At 39.1% G+C, this 24,168-nt stretch carries 18 protein-coding genes; 10 read left to right on the forward strand and 8 right to left on the reverse strand.

Going from position 1 to position 24,168, the window contains the following annotated elements:
• Window positions 1-18: 18 nt before the first annotated feature.
• Window positions 19-498: a GreA/GreB family elongation factor gene (locus tag K9E37_RS06000; RefSeq protein WP_004110818.1), complete on the forward strand. Its 480-nt coding sequence runs from the start codon at window positions 19-21 to the stop codon at window positions 496-498.
• Between the two features lie 198 nt (window positions 499-696).
• Here the strand turns inward: K9E37_RS06000 and lexA are convergent, their stop codons facing one another.
• Window positions 697-1,371, reverse strand: a complete 675-nt coding sequence (gene lexA, locus K9E37_RS06005; RefSeq protein ID WP_100066613.1) for a transcriptional repressor LexA — start codon at window positions 1,369-1,371, stop codon at window positions 697-699.
• A 217-nt stretch (window positions 1,372-1,588) separates the two neighbouring features.
• Between lexA and K9E37_RS06010 the strand changes: the two genes are divergently transcribed.
• Window positions 1,589-1,966: a LysM peptidoglycan-binding domain-containing protein gene (locus K9E37_RS06010; RefSeq protein WP_012914030.1), complete on the forward strand. Its 378-nt coding sequence runs from the start codon at window positions 1,589-1,591 to the stop codon at window positions 1,964-1,966.
• Window positions 1,967-2,198: 232 nt separating this feature from the next.
• On the forward strand, window positions 2,199-2,654 hold the full coding sequence (nrdR, locus tag K9E37_RS06015; RefSeq protein WP_012914031.1) for a transcriptional regulator NrdR: 456 nt from the start codon (window positions 2,199-2,201) through the stop codon (window positions 2,652-2,654).
• Between the two features lie 61 nt (window positions 2,655-2,715).
• Here the strand turns inward: nrdR and K9E37_RS06020 are convergent, their stop codons facing one another.
• Window positions 2,716-4,992, reverse strand: coding sequence for a HelD family protein (locus K9E37_RS06020; protein WP_076002773.1), 2,277 nt, complete (start codon window positions 4,990-4,992; stop codon window positions 2,716-2,718).
• A 341-nt stretch (window positions 4,993-5,333) separates the two neighbouring features.
• Between K9E37_RS06020 and K9E37_RS06025 the strand changes: the two genes are divergently transcribed.
• Window positions 5,334-6,290 carry a nucleoside hydrolase gene (locus tag K9E37_RS06025; protein WP_012914033.1) on the forward strand — a complete coding sequence of 319 codons (957 nt, stop codon included), beginning with the start codon at window positions 5,334-5,336 and terminating at the stop codon, window positions 6,288-6,290.
• A gap of 130 nt (window positions 6,291-6,420) precedes the next feature.
• Complete coding sequence (locus K9E37_RS06030; RefSeq protein ID WP_012914034.1) at window positions 6,421-7,824, forward strand: MFS transporter; 1,404 nt, start codon at window positions 6,421-6,423, stop codon at window positions 7,822-7,824.
• Window positions 7,825-7,995: 171 nt separating this feature from the next.
• Here the strand turns inward: K9E37_RS06030 and K9E37_RS06035 are convergent, their stop codons facing one another.
• Window positions 7,996-8,175 (reverse strand): GIY-YIG nuclease family protein, encoded by a 180-nt coding sequence (locus K9E37_RS06035; protein ID WP_041160484.1) that lies wholly within the window; start codon window positions 8,173-8,175, stop codon window positions 7,996-7,998.
• A gap of 70 nt (window positions 8,176-8,245) precedes the next feature.
• Window positions 8,246-9,172: a hypothetical protein gene (locus K9E37_RS06040; protein ID WP_012914035.1), complete on the reverse strand. Its 927-nt coding sequence runs from the start codon at window positions 9,170-9,172 to the stop codon at window positions 8,246-8,248.
• A 254-nt stretch (window positions 9,173-9,426) separates the two neighbouring features.
• Between K9E37_RS06040 and K9E37_RS06045 the strand changes: the two genes are divergently transcribed.
• The gene (locus K9E37_RS06045; RefSeq protein WP_174182805.1) at window positions 9,427-10,869 is read left to right on the forward strand and encodes an MFS transporter; all 1,443 of its coding nucleotides are present in this window, start codon (window positions 9,427-9,429) and stop codon (window positions 10,867-10,869) included.
• A gap of 154 nt (window positions 10,870-11,023) precedes the next feature.
• Here the strand turns inward: K9E37_RS06045 and hrpA are convergent, their stop codons facing one another.
• Both hrpA and K9E37_RS06055 read right to left on the reverse strand, forming a co-directional pair.
• On the reverse strand, window positions 11,024-15,109 hold the full coding sequence (hrpA, locus tag K9E37_RS06050; RefSeq protein WP_248893255.1) for an ATP-dependent RNA helicase HrpA: 4,086 nt from the start codon (window positions 15,107-15,109) through the stop codon (window positions 11,024-11,026).
• Window positions 15,110-15,171: 62 nt separating this feature from the next.
• The gene (locus tag K9E37_RS06055; RefSeq protein ID WP_248893257.1) at window positions 15,172-15,870 is read right to left on the reverse strand and encodes a class I SAM-dependent methyltransferase; all 699 of its coding nucleotides are present in this window, start codon (window positions 15,868-15,870) and stop codon (window positions 15,172-15,174) included.
• A 264-nt stretch (window positions 15,871-16,134) separates the two neighbouring features.
• Between K9E37_RS06055 and hflX the strand changes: the two genes are divergently transcribed.
• The 4 genes from hflX to K9E37_RS06075 all read left to right on the forward strand — a co-directional run bounded on the left by hflX (window position 16,135) and on the right by K9E37_RS06075 (window position 20,764).
• Window positions 16,135-17,589 (forward strand): GTPase HflX, encoded by a 1,455-nt coding sequence (hflX, locus tag K9E37_RS06060; protein ID WP_119522939.1) that lies wholly within the window; start codon window positions 16,135-16,137, stop codon window positions 17,587-17,589.
• A 143-nt stretch (window positions 17,590-17,732) separates the two neighbouring features.
• The gene (locus K9E37_RS06065; protein WP_004107125.1) at window positions 17,733-18,695 is read left to right on the forward strand and encodes an L-lactate dehydrogenase; all 963 of its coding nucleotides are present in this window, start codon (window positions 17,733-17,735) and stop codon (window positions 18,693-18,695) included.
• A gap of 125 nt (window positions 18,696-18,820) precedes the next feature.
• Window positions 18,821-20,305 carry a sensor histidine kinase gene (locus tag K9E37_RS06070; protein WP_004110792.1) on the forward strand — a complete coding sequence of 495 codons (1,485 nt, stop codon included), beginning with the start codon at window positions 18,821-18,823 and terminating at the stop codon, window positions 20,303-20,305.
• A 186-nt stretch (window positions 20,306-20,491) separates the two neighbouring features.
• On the forward strand, window positions 20,492-20,764 hold the full coding sequence (locus K9E37_RS06075; protein ID WP_004110789.1) for a WhiB family transcriptional regulator: 273 nt from the start codon (window positions 20,492-20,494) through the stop codon (window positions 20,762-20,764).
• A 6-nt stretch (window positions 20,765-20,770) separates the two neighbouring features.
• On the opposite strand, the gene K9E37_RS06080 is transcribed toward K9E37_RS06075, so the two are convergent.
• Complete coding sequence (locus K9E37_RS06080) at window positions 20,771-22,594, reverse strand: FtsK/SpoIIIE domain-containing protein (protein ID WP_248893259.1); 1,824 nt, start codon at window positions 22,592-22,594, stop codon at window positions 20,771-20,773.
• 235 nt (window positions 22,595-22,829) lie between these two features.
• Window positions 22,830-24,128, reverse strand: a complete 1,299-nt coding sequence (locus tag K9E37_RS06085; protein WP_064621658.1) for an LCP family protein — start codon at window positions 24,126-24,128, stop codon at window positions 22,830-22,832.
• Between the last annotated feature and the right edge of the window lie 40 nt (window positions 24,129-24,168).

The following is a 24,168-nucleotide window of genomic DNA, read 5'->3' on the forward strand; positions in this document are numbered from 1 at the left end:
TTGTATAAGGAGGTAGCAATGGCTGAAGAAAAAACTATTTTACTTACGCAGGAAGCGTATGACAAACTAAAAGAAGAGTTAGCACATCGTGAAGGTGAGTATCGAGAAGAAATCACTGAGCGTATTGCTGCAGCTCGTGCTGAAGGTGATTTGTCTGAAAATGGTGGTTATCAGGCTGCTCGTGAAGAGCAAGGAAAGAATGAAGGTCGCATTAATGAGCTTATTGTAAAGCTTCGTAATGCGAAGATTCTTGAAGCACCGAAGGATGGCACTGTTGGCAATGGTTCTTTGGTTACTCTTGAGCTTGCAGGTCGAGAAATGACTTATGTTCTTGGTTCTCGCGATATTGCTGTAGCTACGGATTATGACGTTATTAGCCCGGAATCTCCAATTGGGGCAGCTATTATGGGTGCTCATGCTGGTGATACTGTTAGCTATGCAGCTCCAAATGGACGTGAAATTTCAGTGACAATTAAGGATTCGCATCCACTTGCGTAAATAAGTATTAATCTCCCCACTTAGTTCGTTTGTGAATAGGTGGGGAGATTTTTTAGGGTTTGGGTTTTAAGTTTTGCGTTTTAGAACTTGTTTTTTATGATTTGCCATCTATGTTCTCTGCTGCTTTAACTCTATGAGTTAATAACAAATTGCAACTTGTTGTGTTAAATTCTATTGTTTGTTAAGCAGTTATATTTGTTAGATTTTTCGCAAAACTGTAACAACTTTTCCCATAATAGTTGCGTGTGATCCGTCAATAGGAGAGTAAGCCGGATTATGTGGAATAAGCCATACGTGACCGTGATCATTTCTGAAAGTTTTAACAGTTGCTTCGTTATCTAACAGTGCTGCAACAATGTCTCCATTTACAGCCTCATGCTGCTCTCTAACTACTACATAATCGCCATCGCAAATAGCGGCGTCAATCATCGAATCGCCGTGTACTTCAAGCATAAAAAGATTTCCTGTACCTGTAAGACGTTCTGGCAATCGCATTACATCTTCAATATGCTGTTCTGCTGTTATTGGAGCTCCTGCTGCGATTCTTCCCACTAGAGGAACATCTCTAGAATTTATAACAGAATCAGATTCGTATGCGCTAATATTGGCAACTCTTGAAGAATTTTTATTAATTTTGTTATTTGAATTGTTTTCAACAATTGAATTATCAAGAATTTCAATAGCGCGACCTTTATTTGCATTAATTCGCAAAATCCCTTTATCTTCAAGTGTTCGCAATTGATGTTTCACAGAAGATGGGCTTCTAAGTCCAACCGCTTCTCCGATTTCGCGGAAAGAAGGAGGGAATCCATGAATTTTTATATTGTTTTGGATGGCATTGATAATATTGCGTTGGCGGTCAGTAAGTGACATTGTGCTAATATCGCTAGCATTAATGCCATTGTTATCGTTATTTGTGCCATCGTTATTCATGGTGCTCCTTTCGCTTTTACTATTTTAACGCACTTTCTTAAAAAAATCAAACATCTGTTCGACACGCCGTTGCAACTATCGAACAGATGTGTCATTATTAATACATCTGTTCGATAGAACAAATGTTCAGTCGATTAAGGAAGGAGAAAGGATAATTATGAGTACGTCATTAATTAGAAGTGGCAGGGAAGTTAGAGTAGGTATGCAAGAAAATACTTATTTGATTCGTAAACGCTGCGTTTCTAATAAGCATGCGCGCAAAACTAGAGTTTTTCGTGTAACTGTACTTTTGATGACAGCAATAACATTCTGTACATTGTTTATGCCAAAGACTGCTGTTTCTGCAATACCTGAAAGAGTTGTTACATATACAGTTCGTCCTGGAGATACGTTATGGAATTATGCTGCTACTATTACTCCTAAAAACGGTGATATATCAGATAATGTAGAGCGTTTAATGGCTTTAAATCATCTTTCTTCTGAAGATTTGGTTATCGGACAGTCTATTAATGTTCCATTAAATGATGCTCAATAGTTGATTGAGTACAAATAGTATGAAAATGGGGGAAATATGAGAAGGGAAAATATTACTATATTTGAAATTGAAACTGATGAGCTAAGTTTTACTGAAAATGATGATGTAATATTCAGTGTGTTTTATGGAGTATTTCGGATTATGGACAATAAAATCGTATAATATTCGGAAATATTTGAATAAAGTGAATAATATTATGTAGTTTTTCGCTATTTTTTAGTATGCTGAATATATGCATTGTCCTTTTTGTAAGAATTCTGATACGAAAGTTATAGATACTCGTATCAGTGAAGATGGTTACTCTATTCGCCGTAGACGTGAATGCCAAGTTTGTGGTAATCGATTTACTACGGTGGAAACAACTCAGTTGCTTGTAATGAAGCGTTCAGGCTCTATTGAACCTTTTGATCGGGCAAAAGTTGTTGCCGGTGTTAGCAAAGCATGTCAAGGACGTCCCATTAATGCTGAAGCGTTAAAGACAATTGGTATGCGAGTAGAAGCTGATTTGCGAGCACGAGGTTTAGCGCAAGTTACATCTGAAGAAGTTGGCAAAGCTATTCTTAAGCCATTGCGTGAATTAGATGAAGTTGCATATCTTCGTTTTGCAAGTGTGTACCAAAACTTCGCAGGTCTTGAAGATTTTGAACATGCCATTGAAGATTTAAAGCGCAGTAAAACAGAAAAATAATAATTTTATCGATTATTGTTACAGAATATCTATTCCCTGCGCTTTTGCATTATTTTGAGTTCTATTTCTCAAAATTTGCGTCATCTGCAGTGCGTATTATATGCAATTTTTGAGTTGGTCTAGTCATTGCAACATATAGATTGGCTGCAGCAGTTAGTCTAGATGCTGCTTCCTGCTCAATTTGAGAAGGTTGCAACACTATGACAGCGTCATATTCAAGACCTTTTACTTCCTCAGCTGTGCAAACGCTGCATTGGCAATCATCGGCATTTTGTTTGTTTAACTGATTCCATAATTTTTCAGGTAATGCATGTTCTAATGCTTGATTTACAACCTTTTTAGCATGGCTAACCATACTGTTAGGAGTAATGATTGCAATACGACCACTACCATCATCAGAGACAAATTTTTCGAATAGTTTTGTACAAGATTCTGCAAGTGCAGTATCGAGTTCATCTTGTGATTCAACCGTTTGTGATACGAGTGAATCAGGTACTGAGCGAACTGCATGAACAGTAGAAATGTATAATCCTGAATCTGTTGCAACTTTGCTTGCTGCTTCAGAAACTTCACTAGGATTTCGATAATTAATTGTTAACTCGTAAAGATCCCAATTTGGTTCTCCAAATAGAGAATTCATATTCTTCTGCCATCTGTGAGTTCCTCCGAGCGCAGAAGTTTGTGCAACATCGCCAACAATAGTAAAGGAGCGTGAAGGACAACGACGAATAAGCATTCTCCAATCCATTGCTGTAAGCTCTTGAGCTTCATCGACAACTACGTGACCATATGTCCACTCGCGGTCAGAAGCTGCTTTACGGGCAAGCATTCCTGCATCGTCGCCTTGCAGATTATCAAGAAGCATATCGGCAGTTACTATGCCATTTCCAATACCAGCTTGTGCTAAAGTGTCAGCTGCAAATTGTTGTTCTTCAAGTTTTTTTGCTTGTGCTGCAGATCTTTGAGCGTCAAGTTTTGGATCAGGACCGAGCAATTCCATAGCTTCATCAAGTAATGGAATATCAGAACGAGTAAGCGGGCTGCCCTTTGGTCTAGTAAGTGAGTTAATGTCTTCGTCGCTTAACCAAGGTGCGTATGTGCGTAATTTGTCAGGTTTAGCAAAAAGTTGGTCAATGAGCCATTCTCCAGTCATAGGTAACCATGCAAGATTTAAAGTAATGCGCAGTTTATCGTCAAGACGAAGTTGAGAAGTTATATCGTTTAATTCAGCTTGATCTGGAACATAATCAAGTTTTTCCAAATAACGATTTTTCAATATGCTGAGCACGGTTTTTATAAAAGTATTTCGTGCCTGGTTATGCGGCTGGTGAGTCCGTTGAGCATCTGATTGAGCTATCTCAATATCTTCTTTTAGAAGAGGAATACTAAATCCTCCAACATGAATTGTTGGAAGATTTTTAGGAACGCGAATACGAGCGGCAATTGCATTCGCAATAACTGTTCGCATACGATACATTCCTTTTAATTTTGCTGCGTATGGAGAATCTTCATCTGTAGCACAAATTCCAGGAATTAAGTCGGAAATAGTTCTACTTACTACACCTGTTTCACCAAGAGAAGGGAGTACTTGATCAATATAACGCAAGAATGCCGAACTTGGACCAACAATAAGAACTCCTGAACGCTCAAGTTTGCGCCTGTGAGTGTATAACAAATAGGCTGCTCTGTGCAAAGCAACAGCTGTTTTTCCTGTGCCAGGACCTCCCTGTACAACAATAGTGTGATCAAGAGGAGCGCGAATAATTCGATCTTGTTCTGCTTGAATAGTGGCAACAATATCAGTCATTTTGCCGGTTCTGCGAGAACCTAAAGATGCGAGCAGTGCTCCTTCACCAGTAAGAGTACCTTGTTGTGAAGCTTTTCCTATTTCATCAGAATGTATGTCAAGTACTTCATCTTCAACACCAATAACGTCTCTGAAACGGAGTGTAATATGACGACGCATAACAATATCGCCATGATGCGAAGGGGTTGCCTCATAAAAAGGTCGTGCAGCTTCAGCGCGCCAATCTGTAAGAATAGGATCATGGTTTTCGCTAAGCAAACCAATGCGACCAATGTATCGCCTAATGCCTTCTGTGTTATCAAGTCTTCCAAAAACAAGACGATCTTCAACAGCTCGTAATTGTGTAAGACGATCTTCGTACATGGTTGCGAATGAGTCGCGCTCTGTGCGCTGTGTTGGTGAACCGTGCGAACCTGACGCGCGCACAGCGTCTAAGCGCGCGCGAATAGTATTACGCAAATCATCTAGACGGCTATAAGCTCGGTCAACAGCTTGTTGTTCTTCGCTAAGTTGTGAGGAATAGGTAGACATACGCTTCCATTCTTCGTAAAATCTGCAGCCAAATCAAAGCCAATTTTTAGGCATTTAAGTGTATCTCGAGGCATAAACCACTGATTTATTTCGTGTTGTAATCTAAATTAAAACAAGCTAAAAGCTTAGCGAATAATTGCGTTTTATTTTGCCGCAAAAATATAATCTAAACATATGTTTATAAGGGTTGATTTTGAATTATAGAGAGATAGAATTCTTGAGTTGTGAAGCATAAAACGATGAGGTTGACGCCTACTAGTTTGTTGCAACTTAGAAATAAACAGAATGGCTTACTGCATCACTGTTGATGTAGCGAGTTTGTAATCAGAAAGGTAGTTCACATGAAGAAGCTTATTCTTGATTTGGATACTGGTGTTGATGATACCTTAGCAATTTCTTATGCTCTTGGTAGCCCTGAGGTTGAGCTGATCGGTATTACTGGTACGTATGGCAACGTTTTAATGGAACAGGGCGTTCGTAATGCTCTTGCTATAACAGATTTATTTGGACATCCAGAAGTTAAAGTGTATCGTGGTTTGCCGCATGCGAGCAAGAAAGATTCGTTTGAAGTTCTGTCTATTTCTGCATTCATTCACGGTGACAATGGTATTGGCGATGTTGTTATTCCAGATTCAAAGCGTGAAGCTGAGTCTGAGCCAGCTGTTGATTTCATAATTGATTCAGTTAAGACTTATGGCAAGGATCTTATTTATGTTCCAACTGGTCCTATGACAAATATTGCTGCTGCATTGCATAAGGCTCCAGAAATCAAAGATGAAATTGGTAAGATTGTTCTTATGGGCGGTGCTCTTACAATTCATGGAAATGTAACTCCTTGGATGGAAGCAAATATTTCCCAAGATCCAGATGCAGCAGACGTCCTATTCCGTTCTGGCGCCCCTGTAACAATGGTCGGTTTGGATGTGACTTTGCAAACCTTGCTTACCTATAAGGAAACGCAACAGTGGCGTGACCTTGGTACAAAGGCTGGCAAGTTCCTTGCAGATATGACCGATTTTTACATTAAGGCATATGAAACAACGGCTCCACACCTTGGTGGCTGCGGTTTGCACGATCCGTTGGCTGTTGCAGTTGCTGTTGACCCAACGCTTGTTACAACTCTACCAATCAACATGCAGGTAGATGTTGAAGGCCCAACTCGTGGACGCACAATTGGTGATGTTACGCGCTTGAATGACCCTGTTAAAACAATGCAAGTTGCTGTTGGTGTTGATGTTCCACGATTCTTGAACGAGTTTATGACGCGCATTTCTGGCTTGGCAAAAATCGCTGGATGAGTGTGGATTTTACGAGTTTTAGCTCCGCTTTTTGTTGTTCGACACGCCGTAAATCGCAACATTTTCCGCAATATACGACGTGCCTTATTTACCAATGTAGAAACTAAAAATATTAATTGATTGGATTATTATGACTGAGATTGCAAAATTTAGCGCGGTAGACCCATACGAGGATCCAAAAACCCGCGACAAAGTGGCGATTTACTCGCTAATTTTACTTCTTATAACCTTTATTCTTGGAACATTGTGTTTGCAAGGATTTAATCTGGTATTCGATCAGATTGGTAAAGCTGTTGGTGCTCCTAATCAAGCTTCTCTTATTACGAGTTTGCCAATTATTGTTTTAGGCATTGTGTGCTTTATTTACGGTTCTTTGGGTGACTTTGTGTCGCTTCGTAGACTCATAACAATCGGACTTGTAACACTGTTTGTTGGATCCTTGTTCGGTTTTATTGCAAACTTCTTCTTCACTCCAAACTTGTGGACTGTTATTATTGCGCGTATTTTACAAACCGCTGGCGAGCAGGTAGCAGGTTCTTCCTTCCTTGTTATTGCAACTAAGTATTTGCGCAACGATCTTAAGGTAATTTTCTTTGGACTCTTTACTGCAGCTTATCAGCTTTCTGCTTCTATTGGCGTTTTTGCTGCTGGTGCTCTTAGCTCTATTGCTTGGCAGTATTTGTTCTTGATTCCTGCAATTACTATTCTGTTCTTGCCAGTTCTTGTTAAGTGCTTGCCTACAAAGAACGGTATTGGTGGGAAGATAGATAAGCTTGGCTTTACAGTGTTTGGTATTGCTGTTGCATTGCTGACTTTGTTCTTCTCGTACAAGGCATGGGGATTGTTGCTTGGATCCATCGTGCTGTTTGTTGTGTTTGCTGGCTATATTATGAAGGCAAAGAACCCGTTTGTAACTCCTGCATTCTTTAAGAATAAGCGTTGGCTTTCGGGCATTGTCTTAATATTCATCTTCTACTTTACTAACTATTGCATGCCTCCAATTTACAATGTGATTGGCGGTGCTTTGTATCATATGAGCACTGAGGCAGTTTCTTCCTACCTTGTATGGGCATTCGTTGTAGCAGCAGTGTTTGGAACATGCTCTGGGACAATTATCGGTTTTATTGGACGTAAAGCTGGCATTATTATAGCTGCTGTTCTTATGATTCTTGGATGGGTTGGAGCTGCTGTATTCATCAATTGCGGATTCCTTGTTCTAACTTTGTGCGCATGCGTTTACTACGCTGGTTGCGGACTTATGTATTCGCCAATCGTTTCAACGGTTCTTAGCGCATTGCCTGTTGAAGAATCGGGTCGTGGATGCGGTATGAATGATTTAGTTATGAATGTTACAGCATCAATCGGTATTTCCATTTTCAGCGGTTTCTTTGGCGGAAACTTGCTAAAAGGATTCTCTTTTGCTGGAATCCAAGGCTTAGGTGCAGGTTATTCTAACTTGCTTATGATGGGCGCTATTGTAGCCTTTATTGGCTTAGTAGTTTACATTGCTCGTAGTCTTATGGTTAAAGAGTAATTATTATTTACTCAATATGTTAGTGGCCACTAGCTTGCAGTCGTGTTGGGCTGATTGGTTAGTGGCCATTTTTGTATTACTTTGCTTGCACGCTATCAAATCTTTTTCATACGCTGAATACTAATCTTTTGATATTGTATTGGTGAAGCTTATTTCTAATGATTATTTAAATTAATTACCGTTATAGCCAAAATCCTCACTTTTTAATACTTCTTTCCACCATGATTCTCTGCCTAAAACAAAATCATCATCAACTTTCGCATTAAAAATTAAATCTGTAATAAGTGAGTCTTTGTTGTTTTTGTTAAATATAGAAGCAGTTAATTTGTAATCTTTAACCAATTGTGCCAAAAATTAGGCATTTAAGTATACCTCGAAGCTTATACACCGAGATTGTATTCCTATATTGATCTAACGAATATTATTTGCGAGGATCTCCGAACCATGCAGAATAAATCAATGAAAAATTGCGATTTCCATATGCTGAGCACGAATTTCCTTCGCCGTATCCAGCTTTTAACGATTCTATATTTGGCTGATAAGGAGTATAGATATAAAGTAATGCAGTAGCCTTATTTTCGATATAAACATTGCTAGATCCGCATGATTTATTTGGCGAATATTGAATTGTGTTAATCGTGTTAGGGTGGTAGTTATATTGATCGTTATGAAGAAGATAATATCTATATCTTCTTGCGGAACCAATTACTTGTTTAAAGAATCCTGCAAAACGTGGGTTGCAATGAGAATCATCTGGACAATCTAATCCCATAGCTGATTTGTATTGGAAATCGCTAGGATCAGTGTCTGTTACAAGATGTTGTTCTTTTTGCAGCATGGTAAGTAATACTCGTTGACTGATATGACATGCTTTTGCTGATTTGTATATTATGTCTGCAGAAGATTCTTTGCTTACACTTTGATACTTTGAGCATAGTGAATCGGCAGGAATAGTGTGAGTATTAAAGTACGCATTTTTTAAGCAATTTTTACCAGTGCATTTTGCTCCTTTTTTGCGTATAAAATTGCGTACTTCGTCTTTACTCATTGCGTTATCGTCAAAAAATTGAGAATCAGAAATAATATTGCCTGGATTAAAATCGAAGCGTGACACAAGTTGTTCTTGTTTGTTGCGAAGATTAGAAACAGTCTGTTCCCAACGTATCCACTGAACAACAGGAATGATAATAGCAATGCCTATGACAGCAATAATAATGTTTCGTAAAATTTTATTGGAGTAAAACTTATGCTTTAATGAACTGTTGTTTTTATTGTGATGAGCACCACTATTATGTCCACTATTTAGGTTGACATGAATAGAATCATGTTTCTTTCTTCTCTGCACCATGTTTCCTCCTACTTAGCTTGTTACATTATAAGTGATATGCGAATCATTTTATTATTGTGATTATTTTTTAAAATTGTTCCTAACTTTTATTGTTGATTGTAACTATCAAACTGTAGAATTATCCGATTGAGTAGCTACGCGCGAAGAATTTGTTGCGATTAACTTTAGATTGTTAGAGCAGATTGATTTATTTGCAGTAGTTTTCTGCATAAATATTTGGAATTATTAGGCTGTTGTAGGGGAGTAAGACGGTGATGATTGGGACTAAACGATTTGATTGTTCTTCTGTGGATCCTTATGATGACCCAGAAAAGCGCGATAAGGTTGCTGTTCGTGCGTTAATACTACTGCTTATTACATTTGTTATTAGCACCTTGTGCTTGCAAGGTTTCAATCTTGTTTATAAACAAGTTGGTATAGATGTGAAAGCTGTTGATCAAGCGCCTCTTATAACTGGTTTACCTGGCATTATTTTAGGAATTGTATGCTTTATTTACGGTTCTTTAGGCGACTTTGTGTCATTAAAAAAGCTAGTAACTATTGGATTAACATCTTTGTTTATAGGCTCAGTTTTTGGATTTGTAGCTAATTCTTGTTTTGAGCCAAATTTGTGGACAGTTATTGCTGCTCGTATTATGCAAACAACTGGTGAACAAGTAGCAGGTTCATCATTCTTAGTAATTGCAACAAAATATTTGCGAAATGATTTGAAAGTTATCTTCTTCGGATTATTTACAGCATCGTACCAGCTTTCTGCATGTATTGGAGTGTTTTCAGCGGGATTGTTAAGCTCTATTGCTTGGCAATATTTATTCTTAATTCCAGCATTAACTATTCTAATATTGCCGGCATTATTGCATTATTTACCAACAAAAAACGGCAATGGTAAAAAAATTGATGTTGTTGGTTTTACAGTCTTTGGATTTGCTGTTGCATCTCTTACATTGTTCATTTCATACAGAAACTTGTTGATGCTTATTTCAGCAATTATATTGTTTATAATTTTTGGTATTTACATTAGTAAAGCTAAAGAGCCGTTTGTTACACCAGCTTTCTTTAAAAATATTCGTTGGCTTTCTGGCATAATTTTGATGGGCATAATATACTTCACAAATTATTGCATAAGCCCACTGTTCAATAGAGTTGGAAAAACTTTGTATAACATGACTACTTCACAAGTAGCTTCTTATTTAGTTTGGGCTTTTATTGTTGCTGCAATATTCGGTTCATGCTCAGGCTTAATAATTAGTCGTATAGGAAGAAAAACAGGTTTATTATTAGCAATATTGTTTATACTTTGCGGATGGATTGGTATTGCAGTATTAATAAATTCTGGATTCTTAGCCATAGCTTTATGTGCATGCGTTTATTATGCAGGTTGTGGAATGGTGTATTCTCCACTGGCCTCAACAATTCTTTCGTCTCTTCCAGTTGAAGAATCTGGAAGAGGGTGCGGAATGAATGATTTAGCTATTAGTGTTTCTGCGTCTGTTGGTGTAGTAATTTTTGACGGAATATTAGATAAAAACATGCTGAGTGGAAATTCTATAACGGGTGCTTCTGGTATTTCGTCTGGATTTGCAAACATATCTCTTATGTGTGCTGCTGTTGCATTATTAGGAATTATCGTATTTACATTCAGAAACTTTATTACTAAAGAAAGCAATGCAATTGAAGTAAACGAAGATCAAGAATAAGACCAAAATAATAGTAAAAGCAAAAGCAATAAGAGACGATTTAGCAATAGCTTAGCAACTGTGCAAATAAAGTTTGTTTGCAACGTTATGAGCAATATTGTTTACAACATTGCAAGCGCTAAGAAAAAATATATGCATATATGCGAAACAGCTTTCACCTTCCGCCAATCATCTTTCGCATGCGTTGTATGCTAATCGGATATGCAGTTCCCAATTCTTGCGCCCAAAGAGATACATAGAATTCTTCGCACATCCAACGTAATTTCTCAGCGATTATTTGTGACTCGTCATGTGCTGGTCCTGATGGGATTTTCTGAGCGTCTTCTTGAGCTTTTACTACAAGCTTATGTGCTTCATCTGCCTGCCAAGCCCAACGTACGTCACGGTTTTTGTCTGCCTTAGCTTTAGTAAGACGAATCACGTCTGCATGCAAGTAGCGTTCAATACGAGGCAGAGAATCAGATGGAGTTTTGGCAATAAACCCTCCGTATACAAGACTTGCAGTGTGTTCGCGGATTGATTGCAACACTGAAAGCAACGGCAAATCAGCCTTGCCAGAAACAGCTTTACTAACTTCCGCATCACGCTTTAATATAGCAATCACATCGTGAGCTACATCGTATACCGTATCCTCGTATATTTCGGAAATGTTGGCAACAGTTTCGCGTAATAAATTGTCGTCAGTAATATTATCTGTGTTCGCAATTAGTCGTTTTACTGCAGCCATTTGCAAGTCTTCTGCTAAAGCGTTAGAAGTTGAATAAGGTGCAGCTGCGAGCATTAAAGATTCAGCGCCAAGCCAGCGAGAAGTAATACGCTTATTGTCTAAATGCAGCATATTCAATGCACTTTGCCAAACCATTTGTGCGCGCGAAAGATTTGTAGCACCAGATTTGTGTAATAAATCTGCTCGTTCAATTACATTTCCAGCTTGTGCAGCTTTATTTGCTTTGAAATTTACAACTTCTCGTGCAGATTCTTGTGCTTCTTTTGCAAAACGCTGTTGCAATGCAATTAATGATTTGTCGGTTCCAAGAATAGTAGGTTTTACGCGATTAGAGTACTTGTTACGACCTGCAGGTTTATTGCGATTTTCGTTAGCTTTTCTCTCTTCAACACTAAACGTCATGCGCAAGTATGGTGAGAGTTTGCTTATTTGCTCGTCGTCGAAAACTTCAGGATGTATTTGCGCTCCAACTACACAAATTGCAGCTTTAGTGAAAACTTCTCTAAAATCTTGCCATTCGCTTTTTATATTGCTTTCTGTTTCTCCAGTCCCAGGAAGCTCGTCGTAATGTTCGTCAATCCAAGAGCGAATTTTTTGAGCAGTATCAGGAGCTGGAACAAACTGTACTCGTAGAGCTTTAGGCAAAGATTTAATCATGCCAATAATAAGCTCATCTAATAAACCTGGAACATTCCAAGTAAATTCTTCAGGAGTTAAGCGCGAAAGTACGTAAAGCGGCACATGCACAGTTACGCCGTCCAAAGGATTAGCCGGATCATACACATAACTTAAACGCAACCTTATAATCTGACCATCTGTACCAACTGTATCCCAATGGTCAGGATAGTCAGCTAAATCAGTACTTTGCGTAGTTTGTAAACGTTCAACTTCATCGGGATTAAAGTCTAACTTGTGTGGATTTTCTTCGCGGTTATCTTTCCACCATTTTGCAAGAGCTGCAATAGTAGTTGCTTCTTGAGGAATGCGAGTGTCGTAAAAAGTAAATAAATCTTCGTCGTTTACAGTTTCGCTTATTTGACGAGTGCGATTTGCTTGATTATCTGCATCTTCAAGCACATTGTGATTATTTACAATAAACTCATCGTGTGCAAAACGCTGTTGCACATCTGCTTCAACTAAGCCTTGACGAATCATAATCATACGAGCTTCGTAAGGATTAACTCTAGTCCATTGAACTGTACGATCTTGAACAATAGGCAATCCGTATAGTAATACTTTAGATTTTGCTACAGCAGCACCTTTAGAAGCACTCCAATGAGCGTCAGAATACGTGATTCTAGTAAGATTTTTAGCAAGAGGCTCGGCCCAAGCAGGATCGACTTGTGCGCAATATCTTGCCCAAAGTCTAGATGTTTCAACTAATTGCGTACACATAACCCATGAAGGAGTTGTTTTCGAAACAGATGAAGCTGGGAATATTGCGAATCTTCCTCCGCGTGCGCCTTGATAGTCGTTTTTAGCCATTTTTTGAGCGCGTTTCATAGCTCGAATTTTTGCTGATCCATGCAAATTAGCAAAATCTGAAGCTTTTGGTTCACGCACTACTTGCATTCCCAACATAGAAAGCAATCCTGCAAGCATCGACGAGTGTATTCCTTGCGAATCCCAAGAGCAGCACAAGCTGTGAGCAGCCTGTTGATTATTAGGAAGCTGACGAATTTCCAAAGATACTCTTTTAGATGGAATAGGCTCGCCAACTTTATAATGCAACTCTTTACACAAGTCTTGAAGTTGATTAACTAAATCTTTCCACTGTTTTAAACGCAAAAAGTGGAAGAATTCCGCTTTACAAAGTTTGCGAAGAGCATTATTGCTCATATTTCCGTCTGCTTGGAAAATATAATCCCAAATATTTAAAGCAGTTAAGAAATCGCTTGTTTCATCCGCATAACGATTATGAAGTCTATCCGCTTCTTCACGCTGTTCTTCGGGGCGCTCGCGAGGATCTTGCAAACTCAAAAACGCAACAATTACCAGCACAGCTGCAAGAGTATTCGGAGTTGTTTTACGCGCCGCTTCAATAATCATGCGTCCTAAACGAATGTCAATCGGCAATTTAGAAAGCTCGCGGCCAATATGAGTTAAAGTGATGAAACCTGATTTTCTATTTATTGCGCCAAGCTCGTTAAGCTCATTAAAGCCGTCGCTTACTGCTTTCATATCAGGAGGGTCAATAAAACCGAAATTTGTAATATCTTCGCCAGTTTTAGCAACTCCTACTGAAAGCATGTGCAATACTACTGCTCCAAGCGAAGTGCGCAGAATCTCAGGATCGGTAAAACGAGGGCGAGTTTCGTAATCTTCGCGCGAGTAAAGTCTAATAGCAATTCCGTCCGCGATTCGTCCGCATCGCCCAGAACGCTGATCTGCGCTCGCTTGAGAAATTGGCTCTATAGGAAGTCTTTGCACTTTTGCAGACTTAGAATATCTGCTAATTCTCGCAAAACCAGGATCGACAACGTATCGAATCCCAGGAACAGTAAGCGAAGTTTCAGCAACGTTCGTAGCAATAACAATGCGTTGATGAGAGTGATGTTCAAATACGCGATGCTGATCTTTTGCAGAAAGACGCGCAAAAAGCGGCACTATTTCAATAGCATCCGCTCGTTTCATATCACTTGCTCGAGTGCCAAAATATGAGCGTAATCCTGCTTCAAACTCTCTAATATCGCGCTCGCTGGAAGCGAAAACCATAATGTCGCGCGCGCCTTGCTCGTGGCTTGAATGAATAACTAATTGAGCGCATGCGCGAGTTACTGCAGATGTCATATCTTCATCTGTAATATCGTCTCGATTGCTTTCGTTAGATTGGCTTTCTGCGACAGTTTCCTCATCCATTGTTATGTCTGCAAAGCCGGGGACATGTCGCATAAGTGAAGGCGCGGAGCCAAGCGGCTCATAAAGCACTCTCACAGGGTACGTGCGTCCAGAAACTTCAATAACAGGAACTTTTATGTGTAAAGCTTGCTCAAAATGTTCACGGAATTTTGCAGAATCTATTGTTGCTGAAGTAATAATCAGCTTCAAATCGCGTCTTTGCGGAAGTAAAGTCGTTAAATATCCTAGCAAAAAGTCAATGTTAAGACTGCGTTCGTGAGCTTCGTCAATAATAATCGTGTCGTATTTAGTAAGAAGAGGATCTCGCTGAATTTGCGCAAGTAAAATACCGTCAGTAACAATTCGAAGCTTTGTTTTAGGTGAACTTTCGTCGGTAAATCGCACTTGATAGCCGATTTCTTCGCCTAGTTTTACTTCCATTTCGTTTGCGATTCGCTCAGCAACAGTGCGTGCAGCTAAACGGCGAGGCTGAGTGTGCACGATTTGCTTACCTCTTCCGCCTCTTCCAAGCTCAAGCACCATTTTTGGGATTTGCGTAGTTTTACCGGAGCCAGTCTGTCCGGAAACAATCACGACTTGTGAAGACTTAATTGCTTCTATTATTTCGTCGTGTGCTGCGCAAATAGGAAGCTCAGCAGGGTAGTCGAATTTCATAGTGTATATTTCTTTTCGTAGATTTTTGCTTTTTAGTACTTCTTTAGTATTAGTACGTTTTATTATTTCGTTTTTATTACTTCTATAATTCGGTATCCTTTAGAACTTGCATATTTTTCAACGCTGTAGTTTTCGCCAAGATTTTCAGCAAGCCAAGGAATAAGTGAGTCTGAGCCAAGATTTTTTTGTACAACTAAGTAAGCTGCTCCTCCTACTTTTAAACGCGGAATCCAAGTCATCAAAATGTCGTGCAATATTTCTTTTCCAACGCGAATTGGGGGATTGGACCATATGAGATCAAAATTATTAAATTCCAAAGTATTATTTTCTTTTAAAGCGTCATCTACTAAAGAAGTGCGAATATGCTTTAAGCCAGCGTTTTTTGCGTTTAGTTCAGTAAGCTCTAGCGCTCGCTCATTTACATCTACAGCTACAATTTCAGCTTCTGGAGATTCTAAGCCCATTGCAATGCTTATAGGACCCCATCCGCATCCAATATCAAGGAATTTGCCATTTTCTGGTGGTTTTGGAGCATGTTTTAGTAGCACAGACGTGCCTAGATCAAGCTTAGAAGCACTAAATACTCCGTTTGAGACTTGTACAATAGTTTCATGATTTCTCAAAGTTACATGTAACGTTCTTCGCTCATCGCAAGATGATGGTGTTGCAGAAAAGTATTGTTCGCCACTGATTTTTTGCGTTTTTTCTGATTTTGGTGATTTGGTTTTATCGTATTGTTTAAATTGTTGATGACTGTCCATAATCTCGCTCAAAAATACCGTATTTCGCCTATAAATTTAGATTTATTAATATACTTTTTTCTATTGTATCTTTATTTACATATCATACATATATGTTGTGTTCATATATTGTCGTCTCAAGTTACCATAATAAGACAAACGTTGTAAAACGCTATTTACAATGAAATAGAGGAGGGACAGTTGGCGGATAGTAATGTGGCATCCGGGCGAGATGATGTGCTTAATTCAAACGATTTTTCCTCCCTCGAAAATGATTCTAATAATATGAATGAGCATAATCTCACCAATAATGCAGTGCTTTATGCTCATTCGGATGTGCTTCTAGACACTACTTCTGACAGTGAAAAGCATGATGAAGTTTGGCAGGAGCGTGAATCTCGTAATGCTTTAAAGCGAGTAGCTGGTCTTGGCGAATTACAAGATGTTACCGAAGTTGAGTATAGAAAGCTTCGTCTTGAGCGCGTTGTGCTGGTAGGAGTGTGGTCTAGCGCAAAAGGAACTCTTGCTCAAGCTGAAGAATCGTTGCGTGAGCTTGCAGCGTTGGCACAGACTGCTGGTGCTGTTGTTTGCGATGGCATGTTGCAACAAAGATATAGGCCGGATGCTGCAACTTATGTTGGTTCAGGTAAAGCGCGTGAGCTTGCAGCAGTAGTTGCTCAGCATGATGCGGATACGATTATTGTTGATGATGATTTACCTCCTAGCCAGCGTAGAGCTTTAGAAGATGCAACCAAAGTTAAGGTTGTCGATCGCACTGCTGTTATTTTGGATATTTTTGCTCAGCACGCTACAAGCCGTGAAGGTAAAGCTCAAGTTGAGCTTGCTCAATTGCAATATATGCTACCTAGGTTAAGAGGCTGGGGTGCTGCTCTTTCTAGGCAGGCTGGTGGTAGAGCTGCAGGAGATGCTGGTATTGGTTCTAGAGGTCCTGGCGAAACTAAAATCGAAATGGATCGTCGAGCTATTCGCAATCGTATTTCTAAACTTCGTCACGATATTGCGAATATGGCACCTGCGCGCGATGTAAAACGTGGTTCTCGTAGACGACAAGATATTCCAACTGTAGCTGTTGTTGGATATACGAATGCTGGCAAGTCGTCTATTATAAATCGCCTTACTGGTTCACAAGAATTAGTAGAAAATGCACTGTTTGCAACTCTTGATACTGCAGTACGTCGTTCTCAAACTCAAGATGGTAGAAGCTATACTTTGGTAGATACTGTTGGTTTTGTTCGCAGACTTCCAACTCAACTAGTTGAAGCATTTAAATCCACTTTGGAAGAAGTTGGACAAGCAGATGTTATTTTGCATGTAGTTGACGGTTCGCATCCAGATCCTATTTCGCAAATTAATGCAGTAAACGAAGTTCTCGCCAATATTTCTGGTGTAGGAGATATACCTCAAATTATGGCATTAAATAAATCAGACATGATGAGTGATGCTGCGCGAGAACGTTTTTCTTCTCTTTATCCTGATGCCGTTATTGTTTCTGCATTTAGTGGCGAAAATTTGCAAATATTGCGCAATCGTTTAGAAGAATTGTTACCGTCTCCTCGTGTTCGTGTAGATGTAACTTTGCCGTACGAGTTTGGTGGATTATTATCAAAAGTTCGTGAAAATGGTGTAGTTGAAAAAGCAGAATATGTAGATTCGGGGGTTGAACTTATTGCTTGGGTTGGACCATCGTTAGCTGCAAAACTTATGAAAGTAGCGTTGTAATAATAAATTCCGGTGGTGCGATTAGAGTAAAGGTGTTCATACCAAAAGCTCTTAATGTGAGAGCAGCCCTTAGTAATGCATAAATCGTGGTATTTTGTGTGCTTATAAGGGTGTGATAGGTTGTTGAAAAGAGGTTTTTGCTCATGGTGAGTTCGCAGGTTAAGCCAACTAAGCTTGCAATTATTGGTGCCGGCGCGGTCGGATCTACTCTCGCTTTCGCTGCTGCTCAGCGTGGTGTTGCGCGTGAGATTGTGCTTGAAGATATTGCTAAGGAACGTGTTGAAGCTGAAGTTTTGGATATGCAGCATGGTTCTAGCTTCTATCCTGCAGTTTCTATTGCCGGTTCTGACGATGTGGAAATTTGCCGTGATGCTGACATGGTTGTGATTACTGCTGGCGCTCGCCAGAAGCCAGGTCAGACTCGTTTGGAGCTTGCAGGTGCCACTATCAACATCATGAAGTCAATCATTCCGAACGTTGTGAAGGTTGCTCCTAACGCAATTTACATGTTGATTACTAATCCTGTTGATGTTGTTACGCACGTTTCTATGAAGCTTTCTGGTCTTCCAGCAAATCAAATGTTTGGTTCTGGTACCAACCTTGATTCCGCTCGTCTTCGTTTCTTGATTGCTCAGCACACTGGCGTTAATGTTAAGAACGTTCACGCATACATTGCTGGCGAACACGGTGACTCTGAAGTTCCACTGTGGGCTTCTGCAACCATTGGTGGTGTTCCAATGTGCGATTGGAACGCTCTTCCAGGTCATGAGCCACTTGATGCTGCTAAGCGCGAAGAAATCCATCAGGAAGTTGTTAACGCTGCTTACAAGATTATCAACGGTAAGGGTGCAACAAACTATGCTATTGCTATGTCTGGTGTAGATATTGTTGAGGCTGTTCTTCGCGATACTAACCGCATTCTTCCAGTGTCTTCTTTGCTCGATGACTTCCACGGCATTTCTGATGTGTGCATGTCTGTGCCAACATTGCTTAATCGCAATGGTGTAAACTCTCGTCTAAACACTCCAGTTTCTGATCGTGAGTTGGCTGCTTTGAAGCGTTCTGCTGAAACTTTGCGCGAAACTGCTGCTAAGTTTGGTTTCTAGTTTTAAAGAGTAATTTATAAATTATTAAACCGCTTCTTCTTTTAATTGAGGAGGAGCGGCTTTTCTTATTTAAAACAACAACATACCTCACAGAATTTTCTGTGAGTTCGATATATTATTACATTATGGCTGATTTTTCTAACATTCTTGCTACTCGTCCTGATTTTAATGACAGTGATCGTGAGTGGCTTCACCATTTGGTGGTCGATTGGCAGGTTATTGCAGATTTGAGTTTCGCAGATTTGCTGCTGATTATTCAAAATGGTGACGGTGATTATGTTGTTGCTGAACAATGTCGTCCTTCAACAGCTATTACTTTGCGTACTGATGATTTGTTAGGTAAAAAATTAGATGATTCTTTAGTACCTGAGCTTAATGAGGCGATGAAATCTGAGACAAGTTTCCACTCTTCGACCTTACGTTCTATTGGTAGAGCTACTGTATGCTACGTTTATGCTCCAGTTCGTCATAGGGGTAAAACTCTCGGATTGGTTATGCGCGAAACTAATTTGGCAACGCGTGAATCTAATGGTCGTTATGAAACTGAAAGTATTAATGCTGGTAAGACTTTATTTGACATGATTCCTCGTGAACAATTCCCATATCGTGAATCTGTATTAAATCAACGACATAATGCTCGAGTATCCGATGGTTTTATTGTGCTAGAAGACGATGGAATAGTTCGTTATGCTTCCCCTAATGCCATTAGTTGTTTCCGCAGACTTGGCGGATTAAACACTATGCAAGGTGAATATTTAAGCGAATTTGGCACTAGGTTGTTGCATACGAACGATAATGTTCCCGAAAGTTTACCTCTTGTATTAACTGGAAAAGCTGATGTAGATTGTGAACTTGAAGCGAACCATTCTATAGTTTCCATGCGCTCCTTGCCTCTGTGGGGTCCAAATAATCGTGTTGGAGCTGTAGTGTTATGCCGTGATGTTACTGAAGTTTTGCGGCGCGAACAAGAATTGCGTACTAAAAATGCCACTATTTCTGAAATACATCATCGCGTAAAAAACAATTTACAGGCTGTTTCTGCTCTTTTGCGTTTGCAAGCTCGTAAGACAAAATCTATTGAAGTTAGAAAAGAACTTGAGGAAGCTCAACGTCGTGTGCAAACTATAGCACTAGTTCATGAAGGCTTGAGCCAAACTGCTGACGAAATTGTTGATTTTGACAAAGTTATTTCGAGTTTGTTGAAGATGTCAATTGAGTTGGCGTCTCAGAATCAAAATATTGATATTGATTTTGTTGGAAAATTTGGCAGATTAGCAGCTCAGGATGCTACACCATTATCTCTTGTTTTAACTGAGCTAGTGACGAATGCAGTTGAACATGGTTTTGAAGGTCGTGAAAAAGGTCATATTCGTATTGCAGTTGGTAGGGGCGGAGACAATCTTAATATTGTCGTTGAAGATGATGGAGATGGTATAGATAGTGAGTCTTCTCATGGAATGGCTAAACCATCTGGCTCTGGCCTTGGAACGCAGATTATAAACACATTTGTCACTAACGATTTTGGTGGTACAGTTCGTTGGTCTCCTCGAAGAGAGGGCGGAACTAGGGTAGTGTTAGACATTAAATTGCGCGTATCTGGTATTGAGTAGCTTTAGTAAAAATTGTTTTCCAACGTGCATTAAATGTTATACATTTAGTGTAAAAAGTACAGGAACAATTAAAATTGCTAATAAAGATGCAAAATACCTTGAAAAAACTTTCTTTTCATGATTTCCTTACATTCAGGGGAACTTCTAAAGCTCACCGTTGTAGGTAAGAAATGAGGATAATAATTCATGAGCAACTCGTTTGATTGGCGCACAACAGCAGCATGTAGTGACAAAGATCCTGAACTGTTCTTTCCTCTTGGAAGTGCTGGTACAGCAGTTCAACAGCTTGAAGAAGCAAAAGCAGTATGTCGCTCATGTGATGTTGCAACAGAGTGTTTAAAATGCGCATTAGAAACTAACCAAGATTACGGTGTGTGGGGAGGATTAAGCGAGGATGAGCGTAGAACTCTAAAGCGTCGAGCAATGCGCGCACGTAAAAATCAAGATGCGTCACTATAGATAATTTTATTCTAGGTGCACTATTTGAGTTAAACTTGCTGATCCTGGAGTGATTAAAACGCATCGTCCTGGAAGTTGATAGTCTTCAATATCAAAACTTTTAGATAAAGCAGAAGGTATTCCAAGCATTGTATCTGTGCCCACATCTCCTGTTGGAAATATTATCCTTACTGGTGCTTGCTCAGGTAAACGTAAGTAGCGAGAAGTGCTAGTGCTCATAATAACTGGGCATTGTTTACTATTTAATCTTTTTTGAAAAGCAATAGCAGTTTGTTTAGTATTTAGCGGATCAAGCAATTCATCTGCATCGTCAATAATGATTGGCGTATTTTCGTTGTAAATGTTATTAATGTTTTGTTCATATAGTGATTTTCCTGAATATATTGGCAGGTTTAAAGTTTTAGAAATTATTTTTAATATTGTTGTTTTGCCTTGTTTCCTACTACCAATAACAGCTATATTTCCAAGGTGAATTGGTAATAGAGCAGGATATAAGTGTATGGTATCGTCTTGCAACCCAATAATAATATGCTTCGTATAAAATTCTTGAGTACGTAAACTTTGAGATATTTTTTGCTCCGAATTTTTGTATTTGTAATTATTTGAATACTCTGCAAGTTGTTTTGCTGAAAGAATCGACGGCAATGGTTTGCTAAATAATTCTGGAGAATGATCATGATGGCAGAATCTACCAGCTAACTGTATTGCTCGTACTAAATGTGCAGGATTGCTGCTTTGAGCACATCGCAAAGCTTCTACTCCTTCTCCAATATTGTAATATGCGGCTCCTGGCGTATTTGGGCTTATTCTAGCTGCATGCGCTGTTCCTAATAATTCTTGCGATTGCATTCCGTCTCTAACTCTCAAGCAAATATTAATAGAAATATTAGCTTTCATATCTGCGCTTACTTGTGCGAGTGGATTTTGAGTTCCAGCAATAATATGCATTCCCAAAGATCTGCCTACTGATGCAATTCGTATAAGACGAGGCATGTAGTCGGGAAGTTGATCTTTTAGAGCATGAAATTCGTCAATAACAATAAGCAATGAAGGTTCAGCTGGGGTTACTTGTGCAATATTATTACATCCATGATGAGCTACTAGTCTTTCTCGTCTATTTAGTTCTAGTTCGAGACCTTTTAGAGCGCGTATTGCGTGTTTAAGATTTAAATCTCCCACATTTCCCATAGCATGTGGGAGTTTAGATAGTATGTCAAAAGTTGCTCCTCCTTTAAAATCCATAAAAACAAACCGTAGCTGCTGCGGACCGTATTGAAAAGCCAAAGCTAAACACCAAGTCGTAAGAAGTACTGATTTACCAGAACCAGTTGTTCCAGCAACTAAAGCATGTGGCCCATTGTTAATTAAATCTAAATAGCAGTAGCCATTATTACTTATTCCAAGTGGAGTTATAAGGTGTTTAGTTTTTGAATTAGGCAAGTAGTTATAAATATTTGTATTTAGATTTTCCTTCATACTATTGGATTTGTTTTTTATGTCGTATGTTCCTGCATTTTTTAGCCATGTTTGCAATACTTCTTTCCAGTGATGTTGCGTATTAGAAATTGCATTTCTTCTCATAAGTAATGTTTCTAAACTTACTGGTGTAATAGTATCTGGCAAACTTTCTACAGTTTGTTGATTATAAGTTACGTTATTTGACGATTGCGTAGTGTTTAATAATTGAATTTGCTGATTTTGTTGAACATTTTGAACAGAATTTTTCTCAGATATGTATTGAAAAATTTGTGGAATAAGACTTGCTATGTACATCATAATGCTTGGAATAATCATGGTTAGCATCATCCAATTATCTTGCATCCATGCCATTATAGCCAATGCTACGTGAGCGAATATGGGAACTATACTCGCTGTCATCTGTACATGCATAAGTACTTTAGTTGTAGACATTCCTGTATTAGATTTGTTACTCATAAATGTATGAGACAATATTTTTGATTTTTGTGCAATACTTATGCAAGATTGTGGTTAAAAGATACGAGTTTAGTGCTTTCTAAGTTGTGGTATCTAATTGAAGTGTTGTTTACACAACAATACTTCGAAATTATTGTTGCTCTGCAAGAGTTCCAACTGATCCAGGTTTATGAGTTCCTGATGCAAGTTGGTTGAATAAATCTAAGTTTTTAGCATCATCGAGAAGCACGGATGAACCAACTCCTGGAACTTGATAATCAGGATTCGTCCAATATATTGTTCCAGATATGCCTGACGGCCCAGTTGCTTCTTTGAATGCTTGAGCCATTTCCCATAATGTTCCTGGATTGGTTTTCTCGTCAAAAATAACTGAAGCAAGTCCCGTTTCAGCAAGTTTTTTTACTTTTCCAAAATTCAATAAGGTATTGTGATCTAATGCTTTTTTCATAATAGCTGCAATAACCATTCGTTGACGTGCAGCTCGTCCAAAATCAGATTCTGGATCTGCGTATCGCATTCGCGAAAATGCCAACGCTGTATTCCCATCAACGTGATGGCATCCAGAAGTCCAATTTAACCCGCTAAACTTATCGCTTACTGTACGGTTGTAGCATAAATCAATGCCATCTATAGCGTTAACAACATTAGTAAGACCGCCAAAACGTATTTCTGCAACATGGTCAATGCGATGACCTGTAATTTTTTCTATTGCTGCTGTTAATGCTTTATTTCCAGCTGCTTGCGCAACGCTATTAATTTTTACTTGTTCGCCATTTAAAGAAACAAGAGAATCTCGAGGAATAGAAATTAGAGAGCTGTGACCATTGCTCGGCTTTGTCAATACAAGAATAGTATCTGTTCTAAATCCTGTTATCTCTTTAGCTTCTTCGCCTTCTCGTTGATCAGAACCAAGAATAAGCCATGCTTTGCCTTGAGTGCTAGGAGTACTAGTAAGCCAAGTAGTGCGGTTAATTCTTGAGTCAACCCAGTTCCATGAATATACCCCAAAACCAGTTACACCTATTGCCAGAACAACAAAAAATGCAATAAATGCATGTAAAATTCTGTGCGGTTTGTGCGGTAGTATTTTTGCTGTACTTCCAACTGCTTTATTTATAGTTGTTGGAATACGCATTTGTGAAATAGAACTTGTGCGCGGTGCTGGTCTTGGTTGCAATTGCGATGTGTAAGAAACAGGTCTAGAAGAACATTGTTCTGGACTTTTTAAGATTCTTGTTCTTTGAGTTGTAGGCGCAAAAGACGGCGCTTGTGATGGAAGTGCATTAGACTCTATTTTGCCTCTTTTTACGCGTTTTGGAGTGAAACTAGGAGGCACGTTCGAGTTAGATGAATCGTTATTATGAGAAGGAGTGAAGATAGGTGGGTTTATATTATCTTCAGAAGGGTCCTCATACAATCTCGAATTCATTCATCCTCCAAAATAAGCATGTATCTTCAATGACTATGAA

It is taken from the genome of Gardnerella swidsinskii (assembly GCF_023277705.1).
GTDB lineage: Bacteria > Actinomycetota > Actinomycetes > Actinomycetales > Bifidobacteriaceae > Bifidobacterium > Bifidobacterium swidsinskii.

What these genes read in the sequence shown, in the direction of transcription:
- K9E37_RS06080 (WP_248893259.1), bottom strand. Translation starts at nt 22,594, where the DNA reads ATGGCATGGATGCAAGATAATTGGATGATGCTAACCATGATTATTCCA.
- lexA (WP_100066613.1), bottom strand. Translation starts at nt 1,371, where the DNA reads ATGTCACTTACTGACCGCCAACGCAATATTATCAATGCCATCCAAAAC.
- K9E37_RS06070 (WP_004110792.1), top strand. Translation starts at nt 18,821, where the DNA reads ATGGCTGATTTTTCTAACATTCTTGCTACTCGTCCTGATTTTAATGAC.
- K9E37_RS06000 (WP_004110818.1), top strand. Translation starts at nt 19, where the DNA reads ATGGCTGAAGAAAAAACTATTTTACTTACGCAGGAAGCGTATGACAAA.
- K9E37_RS06020 (WP_076002773.1), bottom strand. Translation starts at nt 4,992, where the DNA reads ATGTCTACCTATTCCTCACAACTTAGCGAAGAACAACAAGCTGTTGAC.
- K9E37_RS06055 (WP_248893257.1), bottom strand. Translation starts at nt 15,870, where the DNA reads ATGGACAGTCATCAACAATTTAAACAATACGATAAAACCAAATCACCA.
- K9E37_RS06025 (WP_012914033.1), top strand. Translation starts at nt 5,334, where the DNA reads ATGAAGAAGCTTATTCTTGATTTGGATACTGGTGTTGATGATACCTTA.
- hrpA (WP_248893255.1), bottom strand. Translation starts at nt 15,109, where the DNA reads ATGAAATTCGACTACCCTGCTGAGCTTCCTATTTGCGCAGCACACGAC.
- K9E37_RS06040 (WP_012914035.1), bottom strand. Translation starts at nt 9,172, where the DNA reads ATGGTGCAGAGAAGAAAGAAACATGATTCTATTCATGTCAACCTAAAT.
- K9E37_RS06010 (WP_012914030.1), top strand. Translation starts at nt 1,589, where the DNA reads ATGAGTACGTCATTAATTAGAAGTGGCAGGGAAGTTAGAGTAGGTATG.
- K9E37_RS06045 (WP_174182805.1), top strand. Translation starts at nt 9,427, where the DNA reads ATGATTGGGACTAAACGATTTGATTGTTCTTCTGTGGATCCTTATGAT.
- K9E37_RS06085 (WP_064621658.1), bottom strand. Translation starts at nt 24,128, where the DNA reads ATGAATTCGAGATTGTATGAGGACCCTTCTGAAGATAATATAAACCCA.
- nrdR (WP_012914031.1), top strand. Translation starts at nt 2,199, where the DNA reads ATGCATTGTCCTTTTTGTAAGAATTCTGATACGAAAGTTATAGATACT.
- K9E37_RS06065 (WP_004107125.1), top strand. Translation starts at nt 17,733, where the DNA reads ATGGTGAGTTCGCAGGTTAAGCCAACTAAGCTTGCAATTATTGGTGCC.
- hflX (WP_119522939.1), top strand. Translation starts at nt 16,135, where the DNA reads ATGAATGAGCATAATCTCACCAATAATGCAGTGCTTTATGCTCATTCG.
- K9E37_RS06030 (WP_012914034.1), top strand. Translation starts at nt 6,421, where the DNA reads ATGACTGAGATTGCAAAATTTAGCGCGGTAGACCCATACGAGGATCCA.
- K9E37_RS06075 (WP_004110789.1), top strand. Translation starts at nt 20,492, where the DNA reads ATGAGCAACTCGTTTGATTGGCGCACAACAGCAGCATGTAGTGACAAA.